This window comes from Microbacterium proteolyticum, assembly GCF_029639405.1.
Taxonomy (GTDB): domain Bacteria; phylum Actinomycetota; class Actinomycetes; order Actinomycetales; family Microbacteriaceae; genus Microbacterium.
In genome coordinates this window covers 3,197,965-3,214,117 of sequence record NZ_CP121274.1, presented here as the reverse complement: position 1 = coordinate 3,214,117, position 16,153 = coordinate 3,197,965, and the positions used below count along the sequence as shown (strand labels likewise).

The window sequence follows — 16,153 nt, the reverse complement described above, 5'->3', positions numbered from 1 at the left end:
GCCGACTTCCGGAACGCGCCGCCGCCGCGCGAGGATGGCGGCATGGCCGACGACGAGATATGGGACGTCACCGACGTCCAGGGGACACCCACCGGGACTCTTCACCGGAGGGGCGACGGGCCGGTGCCGGACGGGTCGTTCCACATCGTGGCATCCGTGTGCGTGGTGGCATCCACCGGTCGGGTGCTGGTGAGTCGGCGGGCCGAGGGCAAGGACTATCCGCTCGCATGGGAGTTCCCGGCGGGGAGCGCGCTGCGCGGAGAATCGAGTCGCCGCGGCGCGATCAGGGAGCTCGACGAAGAAGTGGGGATCTCCGTCCTTCCGGATGACCTCGTCCTGGTCGGGCGGGTGATCGAGGAGCGGGCGCTGTTCGACCTGTGGACCGTCCATGTCGACGGAGAGCCGGCCGTCGTGGTGGACCCGGAGGAAGTGCGCGAAGCGGAGTGGGTCGACCTCGACGAGGTGCACCGCCGCCGGCAGGCGGGGGTGTTCGCGAGCCCCTGGAACGCCCGGTTCGCGCAATTGTGGGCGAGCCTCGAGCGCGCCGTCCGGGCCGAGTCGTGACGGATTGCACGTTCGACGTCCCGGTCGCCGGAGGGGCGCTGCACGCGGGGGAGTGGCATCCGGATGCCGACGGCCTCCCGTGGCTCCTCGTGCACGGGGTCACGGCCTCGCACCTCGCGTGGACGTGGGTGGCGCGTGAGACTTCGGACGTGCGACTGATCGCCCCGGATCTCCGCGGGCGGGGCCGCAGCGCCCCGGTCGGTGGGCCGTTCGGGATGGCCGCGCACGCCGACGATCTCGCCGCGGTCCTGGATGCCGCCGGCGTCGACCGCGCGCTCGTCGTCGGGCATTCCATGGGGGCTTTCGTGTCGGCCGTGTTCGCCGACCGTCATCCTGAGCGGGCGGCGGCGGTGGTTCTCGTCGACGGGGGACTGCCCCTGGATCTTCCGCCGGGGATGCCGCCTCGCGAGGCGATCCGGCATGTGCTCGGCCCCACGGCGGCGCGTCTCGAGATGCGCTTCCCGGATGCCGCGGCCTACCGCGACTTCTGGCGGTCGCATCCCGCGTTCGTCGGACGCGAGGACCCCCTGCTCGACGAGTACTTCGCCTACGACCTGATCGAGACGGAGTCCGGGTGGCGGCCCGCCACATCGCCGGCGACCGTCGAGGCCGACTCGCTCGATCAGAACACCGGCGACGACATCGCCCGAGCCCTCGACCGGATGCCGCGACCCACGGTGCTGCTGGCCGCCGAACGCGGGCTGCGGGGTGAGCTCCCGCCGCTCTACCCCGATCTCGCCCGCGTGCGGCGCGACGTGCCCGGGCTTCGTGACGCACGGCGCTGCGAGGGGACCGACCACTACTCGATCGTGATGTCGGCGGAGGGGGCGCGCGAGGTCGCCGTGGCCGCGCGCGCGGTCGTCGGGAGCCTGTGACCCCGGGCGACGCGCGAGGGCGGAGTCGTCAAGCGGGCGGGTGAAGTTCGCCGGGCTCCGGGCCGGATTCCGCTGTCGTCGCGCGGCATGCGCCTACCGTCGGCCGAATGCGTCGTCTCTTCGTCTCCGGTGCCGCCCTGGTCGCCCTCGCCCTCTCGGCGTTCCTCGTCGCCGGTAATCCGGCGGCTGCCGCCGTCCCCGACCTGACCGGCCGCTCGTACGTCGCCCTGGGCGACTCGTACGCCGCCGCGTGGGGGCTGCCCCTCTCGTCGACCCAGCCCGCGCAGGGCTGCGACCAGTCCGACCAGAACTACCCCCACCTCCTCGCCGCCCAGTTCGGCTTCTCCCTAACCGACCGCTCGTGCGGCGGCGCCGTGATCGCCAACGTCGTCGACACCCCCCAGACCGTCGCCGGCGGAACCGCCCCGGCGCAGTCGGACTCCCTGGACGCCGACACGGCCCTGGTGACGCTCACCATCGGCGGCAACGACCTGGGCTTCTGGAACATCGGCCAGATGTGCGTCGCGCTCTCCGCGGCGGGGCCCGTGGCCGGCAGCATCGACGGGCAGACGCATGCGACGTGCCGGGAGCAGTTCGTCGTCGACACGCCCGCGGGCCCCGTCAACACCCTCGAGACGCAGGTCGACCAGACGGTCGCCCCGGCACTCGAGTCCGCGATCGCCGAGATTCAGACGCGCGCGCCGAACGCGAAGATCCTCGTGGTCGGCTACCCCGCTCTCGCCCCCGACGCCGCTCACACCCCGAGCGCCGGCTGCTACGCCGGCCTGTTCCAGGGGCTCGGCTTCCGGGCCAACGCCTACCCGTACACCGACGTCGACGTCGCGCTCCTGCACGACACCCAGGTGTACCTCGACGACGCCATGTCCGCGGCGACGCAGGCGGCGGGGGCGACCTACGTGTCGCTCCTCGCCGACTCGGTGGCGCACAGCCCGTGCACCCCCGCGGACTCCTACGTCAACGGCATCAGCCTCACGCTGTCGCCCGACAGCATCCCCGTGAGCGGACTGCCGTTCGGCGGAGTCAAGATCGGTGCCCTCCACCCGAACGCGTCCGGTGCGGCTTTCGCGGCCGGTCACGCGGCCGACGTCGTCCGTGAACTCTTCGCCGAGCCGGACCCCACGCCCACTCCCACCCCGACCCCGACTCCGACTTCAACTCCGACCACCGACCCCACGGCGACGCCGGAGCCCACAGCGACGCCCGAGCCCACCGCATCGCCGACGGCGACCCCCACACCGACGCCGAGCGCGAGTGCATCCGCCGTCGCGGCGTCCCCGGCGGGCCTCGCCTCGACCGGCGCGCCCTCGGTCGCGACGGCGATCGGGATCGGCATCGTGATGCTGATCGTGGGTGGGGTCGTCACGATCGTCCTTCGTCGTCGACGCGTGCGCGACTGACCCGATCCACGCGAGAGCGCCCGGCCGCCGACACGATGTCGGTGACCGGGCGCTCGTCGCGTGCGGGTGTCAGGCCGCGTCGCCCACGAGGACGGCAGCCCCTTCGTCGGCAGCGGTCGGGTGCGCCTGATCGATGTGCGCGAGCGCGCGGCGACCGAACAGCACGCACGCGGCGGCGATCAGCACCGAGACGGTCGCCATGATGTACGGCGCTCCCGCGCTGACGGCGTGCCACAGGAACGCGGCGAGCGGCGGGGCCACGGCGCCGCCGAGGAACCGGACCGCCGAGTACGCCGACGACGCGACCGAGCGGGGGAGGTCGGTCGCCTCCATGACCGCCTCGGTGAGCGCGGTGTTGACGACGCCGAGCACGAGGCCGCCGACGATGATGCAGGCCACCAGTCCGGGGGCGGAGCCGACGACGAAGGCCGCGACGAGCAGGTCCGCCGCCAACAGCGGCAGGGCCACGAGCAGCACGGAGGTCAACCGCATCCGGCGCAGGAGCAGGGGAGCCACCCACACGCTGGTGATCGCCAGCGCCAGCCCCCAGCCGAAGAACGTCAGTCCGATACCCATCGCGCCGAAGCCGAGCGGGAACGGCGAGAACGCCAGCAGCGTGAAGAAGCCGATGTTGTAGAACAGCGCGGTCGCGGCCAGGATCGCGAGCGCCGGGCGCCCGAGGGCGCGGAACGGGGCGCTGAACGGGATCGGCGTGCGGGCGGGCGACGGCCCGCGCAGCAGCACCGCGACGGCCACGAACGCGATCGCCATGAGGACGACCACGCCGAAGAAGGGTCCCCGCCAGCTGGCCTCGCCGAGGATGCCGCCGAGGAGGGGGCCGACGGCGATGCCGAGGCCCAGGGCGGCTTCGTACAGGATGATCGCGGCGGAGCTTCCGCCCGAGGCGGCACCGACGATGGTCGCGAGGGCCGTCGAGATGAACAGGGCGTTGCCCAGGCCCCAGCCCGCGCGGAAGCCGATCACGGCGTCGACGCTGCCGCTCAGGGCGCAGAAGAGGGCGAACACGACGATCAGGCCGAGTCCGACGAGCAGAGTGGCCTTTGCGCCGATGCGGCTGGAGATCCAGCTCGTCACGAGCATCGCGAGTCCGGTGACCACGAGGTAGCTGGTGAACAGCAACTCCGTCTCGACGGGGCTCGCCTCCAGCGACTCGGCGATGGCCGGGAGGATGGGGTCCACAAGGCCGATGCCCATGAACGCCACCACGCAGGCGAACGCCACGGCCCACACCTGAGCGGGCTGTTTCCAGATGCTGGGGGTGGAGCTCATCGCACGACCTCCGGCTGCAGGCCGACGCGGGCGGCGAGGGCGTCGGCGCTGGTGCGCACGGCATCCCACTCGGCATCCGTCAGATCGGCGACGTGGGGGGTCAGCGCGGCGCTGAGCGCGTCGAACCAGCGGTCGAGCTCTCGCAGCCCTTCGTCGGTCGCGGAGACGACGCTCACGCGCGAATCGTCGGGGTGGATGCCGCGGGCGAGGAGCCCCGCCTCCTCCATCTGGTGCACGAGTCGGGTCATGCCGGGCTGCGAGACGCGGCTGAGCGTGGCGAGGTCGCCGAGGCGCTGTGGTCCGTGGTCACGCAGCAGCGTGAGGGTGCGCCACTGCGCACCGGGGGCGTCGTTCTTGGTGTCGATGGCCGCGATGCGCGTCAAGGCGTGCACCGCGAGGATCAGTCTCTGGAGATCGTCGTCGCGGGTCATTCCTCGAAGTATACCCCTGTTATATAACGTGGGTATTGATTATCGCCCGGCGATCCTGGTTGAGAGCTGATGGGCGTGCGCGAGCAGGATGCGACCGAGCTCGGCGAGGCGTTCCCCGCCGAAGCGGAACTCGACCCCCGTCAGGCTCAGCGCCCACTGCGGTTCGCCCGCATTCGTGAACACGGCCGCGCCGATGCCCCAACTGCCCTCGACGATGAGGCCCGGGTTCACCGCGTACCCGCGCGCCTTCGTGTCGGCGATGCGCGAGCGGATGCGCGTCGGCGCATGGGCCGCTCCCCAGCGGTCGGACAGGTCGTCATGTCGATCGAGGTAGGCGTCGACCTCGTCCGGCGGGAGGAACGCCAGGATGGCCAACCCCGCTGATGCGACCCCGAGCGGGAACCGCACGCCCTCGGAGAGCACGAAGGATCGGATCGGGAAGCTGCCGTCCTCGCGGACGAGGCAGACGGTCTCGTAGCCGCGGCGGACGGAGAGGAACGCGCTCTCCTCGGTCCGCACGGCGAGGGAGCGCACGATGTCACGCGCGAGGGAGGTCACGTCGAACCGGGATGCCGCGATCGTCCCCATCAAATACAGCTCGGGACCGGGCAGCCACCGGCCGGTGGCGTCGTCGCGGTCCACGAGGCCCTCCTGCCGCAGTGCGGACAGCAGGCGATGCGCGGTCGGCCGCGTGAGGTCGGCGAGGCGCGCGAGGTCGCCCACCGCGGCGCCCTCCGTCCCCGCCGCCGTCACCAAGCGGAGCAGGTGCGCCGCGCGAGCGACGGCTTGAGCGCCCGGAACGTTCCCGCGGGCCGAGGGGAGCGGGGTGGTGTCCACGATGTGGACGGTACGCGGTTCGGCATCCACATCGCAAGAACGGACGCGACCGGGGCGGGGGACGGGCGCAGGATGGATCCACCGATCCCTGCACGAAGGAGTCCGCGTGATCGACAAGACCTGGTCCTCGCCGAGCGAGGTCGTCGCCGACATCCCCGACGGAGCCTCGCTCGCGGTCGGGGGGTTCGGCCTCTCCGGCAACCCCATCGCCCTCATCGAGGCGCTGCTCGCCCAGGGCACGAGCGACCTCTCCGTCGTGTCCAACAACTGCGGCGTCGACGATTGGGGGCTCGGCATCCTGCTCGGAGCCGGCCGGATCCGGAAGATGACGTCGTCGTACGTCGGCGAGAACAAGGAGTTCGAGCGCCAATTCCTCTCGGGTGAACTGGAGCTCGAGCTGACGCCGCAGGGCACGCTCGCCGAGAAGCTGCGCGCCGGAGGGTCCGGGATCGCCGCGTTCTACACGCAGACCGGCGTCGGCACCCAGGTCGCCGAGGGCGGCCTGCCGCAACGGTACGACGGCGCGGGCGGCATCGCGGTCGCGTCGCCCCGGAAGGACGTCCGCACCTTCGACGTGCACGGCCAGCCGCGCGAGTTCGTGTTGGAAGAGGCGATCACCACCGACTTCTCCCTCGTCCACGCCTGGAAGGGCGACCGCCACGGCAACCTCGTCTTCCGGAAGGCGGCGCGCAGCTTCAATCCGCTGGCAGCGATGGCCGGGCGCGTGTGCATCGCCCAGGTCGAGCACCTCGTCGAGCCCGGCGAGATCGACCCCGACGACGTGCACCTGCCCGGCGTCTTCGTCCACCGTCTCGTCGAGGTCGGTCCCGACATCGAGAAGCGCATCGAGAAGCGCACCGTCACCGAAGGAGCGCGCTGACATGGCCCTCACCCGCATCGAGATGGCGGCCCGCGCCGCCCGCGAACTCGCCGACGGCTCGTACGTCAACCTGGGCATCGGTCTCCCGACCCTCGTGCCCAACCACGTGCCCGACGGCGTCACCGTCGTGCTGCAGTCCGAGAACGGCATCCTGGGCGTCGGCCCGTACCCGACGGAGGATGCGGTGGATGCCGACCTCATCAACGCCGGGAAGGAGACGGTGACGACGCTGCCCGGGGCCGCGTTCTTCGACTCGGCCACGAGTTTCGGCATGATCCGCGGGGGCAAGATCGACGCCGCGATCCTGGGGGCGATGCAGGTCTCGGCATCCGGTGACCTCGCCAACTGGATGATCCCCGGCAAGATGGTGAAGGGCCCGGGAGGAGCGATGGACCTCGTCCACGGCGCGGCCCGCGTCATCGTCCTGATGGAGCACGTCGCGCGCGACGGCTCGCCGAAGATCGTCGACGCGTGCTCGCTGCCCCTCACCGGTCGGGGTGTGGTGGACCGCATCATCACGGACCTCGCCGTCATCGACGTGACGCCCGAGGGTCTCGTGCTCGTCGAGCTCGCTCCCGGCGTCACCCTCGACGACGTCGTCGCCGCGACCGAACCCCCGCTCACCGTCCGCATCCCCGAGGAGCAGAACGCATGACCTCCGCCACCGACGTCGTCATCGTCGCCGCCGCCCGCACGCCCCAGGGCCGCCTCAAGGGACAGCTCGCGCCGCTGACCGCGGTGCAGCTCGGCGCGGCCGCCATCTCCGGCGCCCTGGAGCGCGGCGGCATCCCCGCCGATGCCGTCGACGCCGTGCTCGTCGGACAGGTGCTGCAGGCCGGAGTCGGGCAGAACGCGGCACGGCAGGCCGCGATCGCCGCGGGGATCGGCTGGGACGTCCATGCCGCGACCGTCAACAAGGTGTGCCTGTCGGGCCTCACCGCGATCATCGACGCTTCCCGCATGCTCCGACTCGGAGACGCGACCGTCGTCGTGGCCGCGGGCATGGAGTCCATGACCCGCGCCCCGCACCTGCTCACGAACTCGCGCGAGGGCTACGCGTACGGCTCGATCGAGGTCCTCGACCACATGGCGTACGACGGCCTCACCGACGCGTACGACCGCGAGAGCATGGGGGCCTCCACCGAACGCGCGAACGCCCGGTACGAGATCACCCGGGAGGCTCAGGATGCCGTGGCCGCCCGGTCGCATCAGCGCGCGGCCGCGGCGCGAGAGTCCGGCCTGTTCGACGCGGAGATCGTTCCGGTGTCCATCCCGCAGCGGAAGGGCGAGCCGGTCCACGTGACCGCCGACGAGGGCATCCGCCCGGAGACGACGGTCGAGGTCCTCGGCAAGCTGCGCCCGGCCTTCGCGGAGGGCGGGTCTATCACGGCGGGCAACGCGTCACCGATCTCGGACGGAGCCTCGGCGGTCGTCCTCACGACGCGTGCCGTCGCGGAGGAACGCGGATGGGACGTGCTGGCGACGGTGGGGGCGTCCGGCCAGGTCGCCGGGCCCGACAACTCGCTGCACGCCCAGCCCGCCCATGCGATCGCCCGCGCGCTGGAGAAGCAGGGGATCGCGGCATCCGATCTCGATCACGTCGAGATCAACGAGGCGTTCGGCGCCGTCGTGGCCCGATCGCAGGCCGAGCTGGGCCTGTCCGACGACGTCGTCAATCCGCACGGCGGCGGCATCGCGATCGGGCATCCGATCGGCGCGTCCGGCAACCGTCTCGTCGTGCACGCGGTGCACGAACTCGTGCGGCGGGGGAGCGGCACGGCCGCGGTTGCGCTGTGCGGCGGAGGCGGTCAAGGAGACGCGCTGATCCTCACGCGCTGACCTCGCCTGGACACACGGATGCCGCGGCCCCGAGGCCGCGGCATCCGTCGCTGTATCAGCGGGCGAGGCGCTTCTTCAGGAGCTTCTGCTGCTTCTTCGACACGGGCGAATCACCCGCGACGGTGCCCCCGCGACGCGCGCGGCGGGTGTCGACGACGGCGCCCACCGCAAGGGCGAGCGTGATGCCCCAGCTCAGCCACGCCAGGGCCGTGCGCCACGTGAACTCCTCGTGGTTGCGCAGTCCGCGCAGCAACGTGACGCCACCGGTGATGGCGCTGAGGAGACCGGTTCCGAAGATGTACTGACGCATGCCCCCAACCTAGCGAGCCGCCGACTCTCTGCGCGTGCGCCTTGACATCCCGACGCCCGTATCGCATCCCGGACCGCCCGCGGAACGGCGGCACCCCGCTGTTAGCCTGAGAGGAAGCTACCGAGGAGGACCTGTGTCGCAGGCCGATTTCGTCGTCGTCGCCAATCGTCTACCGGTGGATCGCACCCCCGACGGGGAGGGGTGGCGTCGCTCACCCGGCGGTCTCGTCACCGCGCTGGAGCCCGTCATGCGTCGGGCGGAGGGCGCGTGGGTCGGCTGGGCGGGCCAACCCGATGTGAGCCTCGAACCGTTCGACTTCGACGGAACGCACCTGGTTCCGGTCGAGCTGTCGGCCGCCGACGTGCAGCATTACTACGAGGGCTTCTCCAACGACACGATCTGGCCGCTGTACCACGACGTGATCGCCGAGCCGACGTACAAGCGCGCGTGGTGGGAGGCGTACGTCCGAGTGAACCGGCGTTTCGCCGAGGCGGCCGCCGCGGCGGCGTCCGAGAAGGCGACCGTCTGGGTGCAGGACTACCAGCTGCAGCTCGTGCCGAAGCTGCTGCGCGAACTGCGCCCGGATCTCACGATCGGCTACTTCCACCACATCCCGTTCCCCGCCTACGGTCTCTACTCGCAGCTTCCGTGGCGCAAGCAGGTGCTCGAGGGACTGCTCGGCGCCGACGTCATCGGTTTCCAACGCGTCGCCGACGCCGGCAACTTCGCCCGAGCGGTCCGGCGCCAGCTGCGGTACGAGACCAAGGCGAGCGGCATCTCGGTGCCGGACGGACAGGGCGGTACGCGGGTCGCCCTCGCGAAGGCGTTCCCGATCTCCATCGACGCCGATTCGTACATCGAGCTCGCACAGCGTCCGGACATCCAGCAGCGGGCGAAGGAGATCCGGGAAGGGCTCGGCAACCCGCGCAAGATCCTGCTCGGTGTCGACCGCCTCGACTACACCAAGGGCATCCGCCACCGGCTGAAGGCGTGGGGCGAACTCCTCGAGGACGGCCGAGCGACGGTGGAGGATGCCACCCTCGTCCAGGTCGCGAGCCCGAGCCGTGAGCGCGTCGACGCCTACGTCCAGCTGCGCGACGAGATCGAGATGACGGTGGGGCGCATCAACGGCGACTACGACAGCACGACCCACACGGCGATCCGCTACCTGCACCAGTCCTACCCGCGGGAGGAGATGGTGGCGCTCTTCCTCGCCGCCGACGTCATGCTCGTCACGGCCCTCCGGGACGGGATGAACCTCGTCGCGAAGGAGTACGTCGCCAGCCGCATCGACAATCGCGGTGTCCTGGTGCTCAGCGAGTTCGCCGGTGCCGCCGACGAGATGGGCAGTGCGCTGCTCATCAACCCTCACGACATCGACGGACTGAAGGACACGATCGTCCGCGCCCTCGAGATGCCGGCCGCCGAGCAGGGGCGCCGCATGCGGGCGCTGCGCACGCGCGTCCGCGACCACGACGTCGAGGACTGGTCGCGCGAATTCCTCGACGCTCTGTCGGCGTTCCACGACCGCGCCTCCAGCGCCACCGCGGCCGCCGAGGTCGACGCGAACCTGGACGAGCCGGAGGACGCGTCGTCGTGACCGCGGCGGACGCGGCGATCGAGGCGGTGTCGACGACAGCGGTCCTGCTCGTCGCGCTCGACTTCGACGGGACCCTCGCGCCGCTCGTCGACGACCCGATGACGGCGCGCATGACGCCGCGCGCCCGTGCGGCCGTCGATGCCCTCGCGGGCCTGCCCGACACGGTCGTCGCCCTCGTGTCGGGTCGTTCTCTCGGACATCTCCGCGAGATCGCCGAGCACGACGACGCCTCGCCGATCTGGCTCGCCGCCTCGCACGGGGCGCAGTTCTGGACGCCGGGCGCGGGGGAGGAGCCGGCCCCCGACGACGCGGACGACCTGGCGCTCCGCGACCGTCTGCAGTCGACGATCTCCGACGGCGTCCACCATCTCGACGGCGTGTGGATCGAGCCGAAGGAGTTCGGCGTCGGCGTGCACACGCGGCGAGCGGATGCCGCGGCGACCGAGGAGGCGCGTGGTCTCGCCGATCGCCTCGTCGCGGAGGAGGCGCCCGACTGGCGACGACGCACGGGCCACGACATCCTCGAGTTCGCGTTCCGCCACGAGGGCAAGGACTCCGCGGTGGAGCACCTGCGCGACCGGATCGGGGCCACCGCGGTGATCTTCGCGGGCGACGACGTCACCGATGAAGACGCGCTGGGCGCGCTCGCGTCGGGGGATCTCGGCATCCACGTGGGAAGCGGTGAGACGGCCGCCACGCTGAAGGTCGCCGACATCGACGGACTGGTCGACGTCCTCGAGGCTGTCGCGCATCAGCGTGTCGCCCACGCGCAATAGACTGCGAGAATGCCCGCTCCGCAGAATCCGAACACCGGTGAGTTCGACATCAAGCCCCGCAGTCGCGTCGTCACCGACGGCATCGAAGCCACCACCTCCCGCGGCATGCTCCGCGCCGTCGGCATGGGTGACGAGGACTGGGACAAGCCCCAGATCGGCATCGCGTCGAGCTGGAACGAGATCACGCCCTGCAACCTGAGTCTCGACCGGCTCGCGCAAGGCGCCAAGGAAGGCGTCCACTCCGGTGGCGGCTACCCGCTGCAGTTCGGCACCATCTCCGTCTCCGACGGCATCTCCATGGGCCACGAGGGCATGCACTTCTCGCTCGTCTCGCGCGAGGTCATCGCCGACTCGGTCGAGACCGTCATGATGGCCGAGCGCCTCGACGGATCCGTGCTCCTCGCCGGCTGCGACAAGTCGATCCCGGGCATGCTCATGGCATCCGCTCGTCTCGACCTCTCGAGCGTCTTCCTCTACGCGGGCTCGATCGCTCCGGGCTGGGTCAAGCTCAGCGACGGCACCGAGAAGGACGTCACGATCATCGACTCGTTCGAGGCCGTCGGCGCGTGCCTCGCGGGAAAGATGAGCGAGGCCGACCTCAAGCGCATCGAGTGCGCGATCGCGCCGGGCGAGGGCGCGTGCGGTGGCATGTACACCGCCAACACCATGGCCTCGGTCGCCGAGGCGCTGGGCCTCAGCCTTCCCGGTTCCGCCGCCCCGCCGTCGGCCGACCGCCGTCGCGACTACTTCGCCCACCGCTCGGGCGAGGCCGTGGTCAACCTGCTGCGCCAGGGCATCACGACGCGCGACATCCTCACCAAGGAGGCGTTCGAGAACGCCATCGCGCTGGCGATGGCCCTCGGCGGCTCGACGAACGTCGTCCTGCACCTCCTCGCGATCGCCAACGAGGCCGAGGTCGAGCTGTCTCTGCACGACTTCAACCGCATCGGCGACAAGGTGCCCCACGTCGCCGACATGAAGCCGTTCGGCAAGTACGTCATGAACGACGTCGACCGCCACGGCGGCATCCCGGTCATCATGAAGGCCATGCTCGATGAGGGCCTCCTGCACGGCGACGCGCTCACCGTCACGGGGAAGACCCTGGCCGAGAACCTCGCCGACCTGAACCCCGACCCGGTGGACGGCAACGTCATCCACCGCTTCGACGACCCGATCCACGCCACCGGCGGCATCACGATCCTGCACGGATCCCTCGCCCCCGAGGGCGCCGTTGTGAAGACCGCCGGCTTCGACGCCTCGGTGTTCGAGGGCCCGGCCCGCGTGTTCGAGCGTGAGCGTGCGGCCATGGACGCCCTCGAGGCCGGCGACATCAACGCCGGCGACGTCATCGTCATCCGCTACGAGGGCCCCAAGGGCGGCCCGGGCATGCGCGAGATGCTGGCGATCACCGCGGCCATCAAGGGCGCGGGGCTCGGAAAAGATGTACTACTCTTGACGGACGGTCGATTCTCAGGCGGCACAACCGGCCTCTGCATCGGCCACATAGCTCCCGAAGCGGTGGACGCAGGTCCTATCGCCTTCGTGCGCGATGGTGATCTGATACGGGTCGATATCGCCGCTCGCACTCTCGACTTGATCGTCGATGACGCCGAGCTGAGTTCCCGCCGCGAAGGCTGGGAACCGCTTCCCCCGCGCTATACCCGTGGCGTTCTGGCCAAGTACTCGAAGCTCGTGCACTCCGCTGCGGAGGGCGCGGTCACGGGCTGACGGCCGTCCCCCTTTCACCCCCACCTGGTTCCGAGGTACCACCATGTCCGCCGAATCCGCCACGGCCGTTCCCCGGCCCCCCGCTCGCACCGCCCCGGCGCCCGTGCTCACGGGCGCCCAGGCGGTCGTCCGTTCGCTCGATCTGCTCGGCGTCACCGACGTGTTCGGTCTGCCGGGCGGCGCGATCATGCCCGTCTACGACCCGCTCATGGACGACGAGAACGTCCGCCACATCCTCGTTCGCCACGAGCAGGGCGCCGGCCACGCCGCCGAAGGCTACGCCGCCGCCTCCGGACGCACCGGAGTCGCCATCGCGACTTCCGGCCCCGGGGCGACCAACCTCGTCACGGCGATCGCCGACGCGTACATGGACTCCGTGCCGCTCGTGTGCATCACCGGTCAGGTCTTCTCGACCCTCATGGGAACGGATGCCTTCCAGGAGGCCGACATCGTCGGCATCACGATGCCGATCACGAAGCACTCGTTCCTGGTGAAGACCGCCGAGGAGATCCCCGGCGCGATCGCCGCGGCGTTCGAGATCGCCTCCACGGGGCGTCCCGGTCCGGTGCTCGTGGACATCACGAAGGACGCGCAGCAGAACTCGGCGCCGTTCGTGTGGCCGCCCAAGATCGACCTGCCCGGCTACCGCCCCGTGACGAAGGCCCACGGCAAGCAGATCCAGGCCGCGGCCCAGCTCATCGCCCACGCGAAGAAGCCCGTCCTCTACGTCGGGGGCGGTGTCATCCGAGCGAAGGCGTCGGCCGAGCTCAAGACGTTCGCCGAGGCGACCGGCGCTCCGCTCGTGACCACGCTCATGGCGCGCGGGGCGTTCCCCGACTCGCACGATCAGCACCTCGGCATGCCGGGCATGCACGGGACGGTGCCCGCGGTGCTCGCCCTGCAGGACAGCGACCTGATCGTGTCGCTCGGCGCCCGCTTCGACGACCGCGTCACCGGCAAGGCCGCGCTGTTCGCTCCGAACGCTCAGGTCGTGCACGTCGACATCGATCCCGCCGAGATCTCGAAGATCCGCACGGCGGACGTGCCGATCGTGGGCGACCTCAAAGAGGTGCTCGTCGACCTGGATGCCGCCTTCCGCCAGGCGGCATCCGAGACCGAGGTCGACTACTCGGAGTGGTGGTCGTTCCTCAACGGTCTGCGCGAGGAGTTCCCCCTCGGCTACACGCCGACGACCGACGGCCTGCTCTCGCCGCAGCACGTGATCCAGCGGATCGGCGAGCTCACCGGCCCCGAGGCGATCTACGCCGCGGGCGTGGGTCAGCATCAGATGTGGGCGGCCCAGTTCATCAAGTACGAGCGCCCCAACGCGTGGCTCAACTCCGGCGGTGCCGGCACGATGGGCTACTCCGTCCCCGCGGCGATGGGCGCGAAGGTCGCCGAACCCGAGCGTGTGGTGTGGGCGATCGACGGTGACGGCTGTTTCCAGATGACGAACCAGGAACTCGCGACCTGCGTCATCAACGACATCCCGATCAAGGTCGCGATCATCAACAACTCCTCGCTCGGCATGGTGCGCCAGTGGCAGACGCTGTTCTTCGACGGCCGTCACTCGAACACCGACCTCAACACGGGTCACGGGACGCGTCGCATCCCGGACTTCGTCAAGCTCGCCGAGGCCTACGGATGCCTCGCGATCCGGGTCGAGAAGGAGGACGAGATCGACGCGGCGATCGAACTGGCCCTCGCCACGAACGACCGCCCGGTCGTGATCGACTTCGTCGTGAGCGCCGACGCGATGGTGTGGCCTATGGTTCCCCAGGGCGTCAGCAACAGCTACGTCCAGTACGCCCGCGATCACTCGCCGGCCTTCGCCGAGCAGGAGGACTGACATGTCGAGGCACGTTCTCAGCCTCCTCGTGGAGGACAAGCCGGGTCTGCTGACCCGCGTCGCCGGTCTTTTCGCCCGTCGCGGCTTCAACATCGAGTCCCTCGCCGTGGGGGTGACCGAAGTGCCGGGCCTGTCCCGCATCACAGTTGTCGTCGACGTCGAGGGTCTGCCCCTCGAGCAGGTGACGAAGCAGCTGAACAAGCTGATCAACGTCATCAAGATCGTCGAACTCGACCCCGCCAGCTCGGTGCAGCGCGAGCACGTCCTCGTGAAGGTGCGCGCCGACAACGCCAGCCGCTCCACCGTGCTCGAGGTCGTGAACCTCTTCCGTGCGTCGGTGGTCGACTACGCCCAGGACGCCCTGGTGATCGAGATCACCGGCGACTCGGGCAAGGTCGGCGCGTTCCTCAAGGCCATCGAGCCGTTCGGGGTGAAGGAGCTCGCACAGTCGGGCCTGCTCGCCGTCGGCCGCGGCGGCAAGAGCATCACCGAACGCGTCCTGCGCGGCTGACCCTCCCACCCTTTCCACACACCCCCGGTCCTGCGTCGCGGGACCTGTATCCAAGGAGAAAGCATCCCCATGGCAGAGATCTTCTACGACGACGACGCCGACCTCTCGATCATCCAGGGCAAGAAGGTCGCGATCGTCGGCTACGGCTCGCAGGGTCACGCTCACGCGCAGAACCTGCGCGACTCGGGCGTCGAGGTCGTCATCGCGCTCAAGGACGGCTCGAAGTCGGCCGCGAAGGCGCAGGAGGACGGCTTCGACGTCAAGAACGTCGCCGACGCGACCGAGTGGGCCGACCTGATCATGATCCTGGCGCCCGACCAGCACCAGCGCTCGATCTACGCGGACTCCATCAAGGACAAGCTCACCGAGGGCAAGATGCTGGCCTTCGCGCACGGCTTCAACATCCGTTTCGGCTACATCGACGCCCCCGAGGGTGTCGACGTGATCCTCGTCGCCCCCAAGGCCCCCGGTCACACCGTCCGTCGCGAGTACGTCGCGGGCCGTGGCATCCCGGACATCATCGCCGTCGAGCGCGACGCCTCGGGCTCGGCCTGGGACACCGCCCTGTCGTACGCAAAGGCCATCGGCGGCACCCGTGCCGGCGTCATCAAGACGACCTTCACCGAAGAGACCGAGACCGACCTGTTCGGCGAGCAGGCCGTCCTCTGCGGTGGCATGAGCCACCTCGTGCAGTACGGCTTCGAGACCCTCACCGAGGCGGGCTACCAGCCCGAGATCGCGTACTTCGAGGTTCTGCACGAGCTCAAGCTCATCGTCGACCTCATGTGGGAGGGCGGCATCGCCAAGCAGCGCTGGTCGATCTCCGACACCGCCGAGTACGGCGACTACGTCTCCGGCCCCCGCGTGATCTCGCCCGAGGTCAAGGAGAACATGAAGGCGGTCCTCGCCGACATCCAGTCGGGTGCGTTCGCGCAGCGCTTCATCGCCGACCAGGACAACGGCGCCCCCGAGTTCCTCGCCCTTCGCGAGAAGGAGCAGGGTCACCCGATCGAGGCGACCGGCAAGGAGCTCCGCGGTCTCTTCGCGTGGAAGCAGCAGGACAGCGACTACACGGAGGGCAGCGCTGCGCGCTGACCTCCGCCGGAGGCTTCGTCATCCATAGCGATCGCCCAGGCGATCGCGGTGGGTTCCGCCGCGCGCTGATCCCCTCCGCGAACGCCCCGGAACCGTCCTCGGTACCGGGGCGTTCGCCGTTGCGGCGGGGCGGCGCCCCGGTGTCGAGGG

Annotated in this window: 16 protein-coding genes; 12 read left to right on the top strand and 4 right to left on the bottom strand. The window is 70.4% G+C overall.

What is annotated here, in order from left to right; translation table 11 throughout:
- Positions 1–42: 42 nt before the first annotated feature.
- The 3 genes from P8R59_RS16100 to P8R59_RS16090 all read left to right on the top strand — a co-directional run bounded on the left by P8R59_RS16100 (position 43) and on the right by P8R59_RS16090 (position 2,857).
- Positions 43–564, top strand: a complete 522-nt coding sequence (locus P8R59_RS16100; protein ID WP_278101882.1) for an NUDIX hydrolase — start codon at positions 43–45, stop codon at positions 562–564.
- Positions 561–1,439, top strand: a complete 879-nt coding sequence (locus P8R59_RS16095) for an alpha/beta hydrolase (RefSeq protein WP_278101881.1) — start codon at positions 561–563, stop codon at positions 1,437–1,439. Before P8R59_RS16100 ends, P8R59_RS16095 begins: the two co-directional genes overlap by 4 nt.
- A 107-nt stretch (positions 1,440–1,546) precedes the next feature.
- The gene (locus P8R59_RS16090; protein ID WP_278101880.1) at positions 1,547–2,857 is read left to right on the top strand and encodes an SGNH/GDSL hydrolase family protein; all 1,311 of its coding nucleotides are present in this window, start codon (positions 1,547–1,549) and stop codon (positions 2,855–2,857) included.
- A 69-nt stretch (positions 2,858–2,926) separates the two neighbouring features.
- Here P8R59_RS16090 and P8R59_RS16085 read toward each other — a convergent pair whose 3' ends face one another.
- From P8R59_RS16085 to P8R59_RS16075, 3 genes are read right to left on the bottom strand one after another with little or no spacing between them, the layout of a single operon-like run.
- Positions 2,927–4,147, bottom strand: coding sequence for an MFS transporter (locus tag P8R59_RS16085; RefSeq protein ID WP_278101879.1), 1,221 nt, complete (start codon positions 4,145–4,147; stop codon positions 2,927–2,929).
- Entirely contained in the window at positions 4,144–4,578 is a 435-nt protein-coding gene (locus tag P8R59_RS16080) for a MarR family winged helix-turn-helix transcriptional regulator (RefSeq protein ID WP_278101878.1), read from the bottom strand. The genes P8R59_RS16085 and P8R59_RS16080 overlap by 4 nt, the downstream gene beginning before the upstream one ends.
- 39 nt (positions 4,579–4,617) lie before the next feature.
- Positions 4,618–5,415, bottom strand: a complete 798-nt coding sequence (locus P8R59_RS16075; RefSeq protein ID WP_278101877.1) for an IclR family transcriptional regulator — start codon at positions 5,413–5,415, stop codon at positions 4,618–4,620.
- 106 nt (positions 5,416–5,521) lie between these two features.
- On the opposite strand from P8R59_RS16075, the gene P8R59_RS16070 reads away from it, so the two are divergent.
- Genes P8R59_RS16070 through P8R59_RS16060 form a run of 3 tightly spaced genes read left to right on the top strand, consistent with a single transcriptional unit; the run spans position 5,522 to position 8,134 of the window.
- On the top strand, positions 5,522–6,295 hold the full coding sequence (locus tag P8R59_RS16070; protein WP_278101876.1) for a CoA transferase subunit A: 774 nt from the start codon (positions 5,522–5,524) through the stop codon (positions 6,293–6,295).
- A gap of 1 nt (position 6,296) precedes the next feature.
- Positions 6,297–6,950: a CoA transferase subunit B gene (locus P8R59_RS16065; protein WP_278101875.1), complete on the top strand. Its 654-nt coding sequence runs from the start codon at positions 6,297–6,299 to the stop codon at positions 6,948–6,950.
- The gene (locus tag P8R59_RS16060) at positions 6,947–8,134 is read left to right on the top strand and encodes an acetyl-CoA C-acetyltransferase (protein WP_278101874.1); all 1,188 of its coding nucleotides are present in this window, start codon (positions 6,947–6,949) and stop codon (positions 8,132–8,134) included. Before P8R59_RS16065 ends, P8R59_RS16060 begins: the two co-directional genes overlap by 4 nt.
- Positions 8,135–8,189: 55 nt before the next feature.
- On the opposite strand, the gene P8R59_RS16055 is transcribed toward P8R59_RS16060, so the two are convergent.
- Positions 8,190–8,444, bottom strand: coding sequence for a hypothetical protein (locus P8R59_RS16055; protein ID WP_278101873.1), 255 nt, complete (start codon positions 8,442–8,444; stop codon positions 8,190–8,192).
- 133 nt (positions 8,445–8,577) lie between these two features.
- Between P8R59_RS16055 and P8R59_RS16050 the strand changes: the two genes are divergently transcribed.
- From P8R59_RS16050 to ilvC, 6 genes are all read left to right on the top strand, one after another.
- A complete protein-coding gene (locus tag P8R59_RS16050) occupies positions 8,578–10,044 on the top strand; it encodes an alpha,alpha-trehalose-phosphate synthase (UDP-forming) (protein ID WP_278101872.1) in 1,467 nt (488 codons plus the stop codon).
- Entirely contained in the window at positions 10,041–10,820 is a 780-nt protein-coding gene (gene otsB / locus P8R59_RS16045) for a trehalose-phosphatase (RefSeq protein ID WP_278101871.1), read from the top strand. The genes P8R59_RS16050 and otsB overlap by 4 nt, the downstream gene beginning before the upstream one ends.
- Before the next feature lie 9 nt (positions 10,821–10,829).
- Complete coding sequence (gene ilvD / locus P8R59_RS16040; protein WP_278101870.1) at positions 10,830–12,548, top strand: dihydroxy-acid dehydratase; 1,719 nt, start codon at positions 10,830–10,832, stop codon at positions 12,546–12,548.
- Positions 12,549–12,591: 43 nt separating this feature from the next.
- The gene (locus tag P8R59_RS16035; RefSeq protein WP_077051696.1) at positions 12,592–14,397 is read left to right on the top strand and encodes an acetolactate synthase large subunit; all 1,806 of its coding nucleotides are present in this window, start codon (positions 12,592–12,594) and stop codon (positions 14,395–14,397) included.
- 1 nt (position 14,398) lies between these two features.
- Positions 14,399–14,908 (top strand): acetolactate synthase small subunit, encoded by a 510-nt coding sequence (gene ilvN / locus P8R59_RS16030; RefSeq protein WP_077051695.1) that lies wholly within the window; start codon positions 14,399–14,401, stop codon positions 14,906–14,908.
- Positions 14,909–14,977: 69 nt separating this feature from the next.
- Positions 14,978–16,003, top strand: coding sequence for a ketol-acid reductoisomerase (gene ilvC / locus P8R59_RS16025; RefSeq protein WP_278101869.1), 1,026 nt, complete (start codon positions 14,978–14,980; stop codon positions 16,001–16,003).
- The last annotated feature ends 150 nt before the right edge of the window (positions 16,004–16,153 follow it).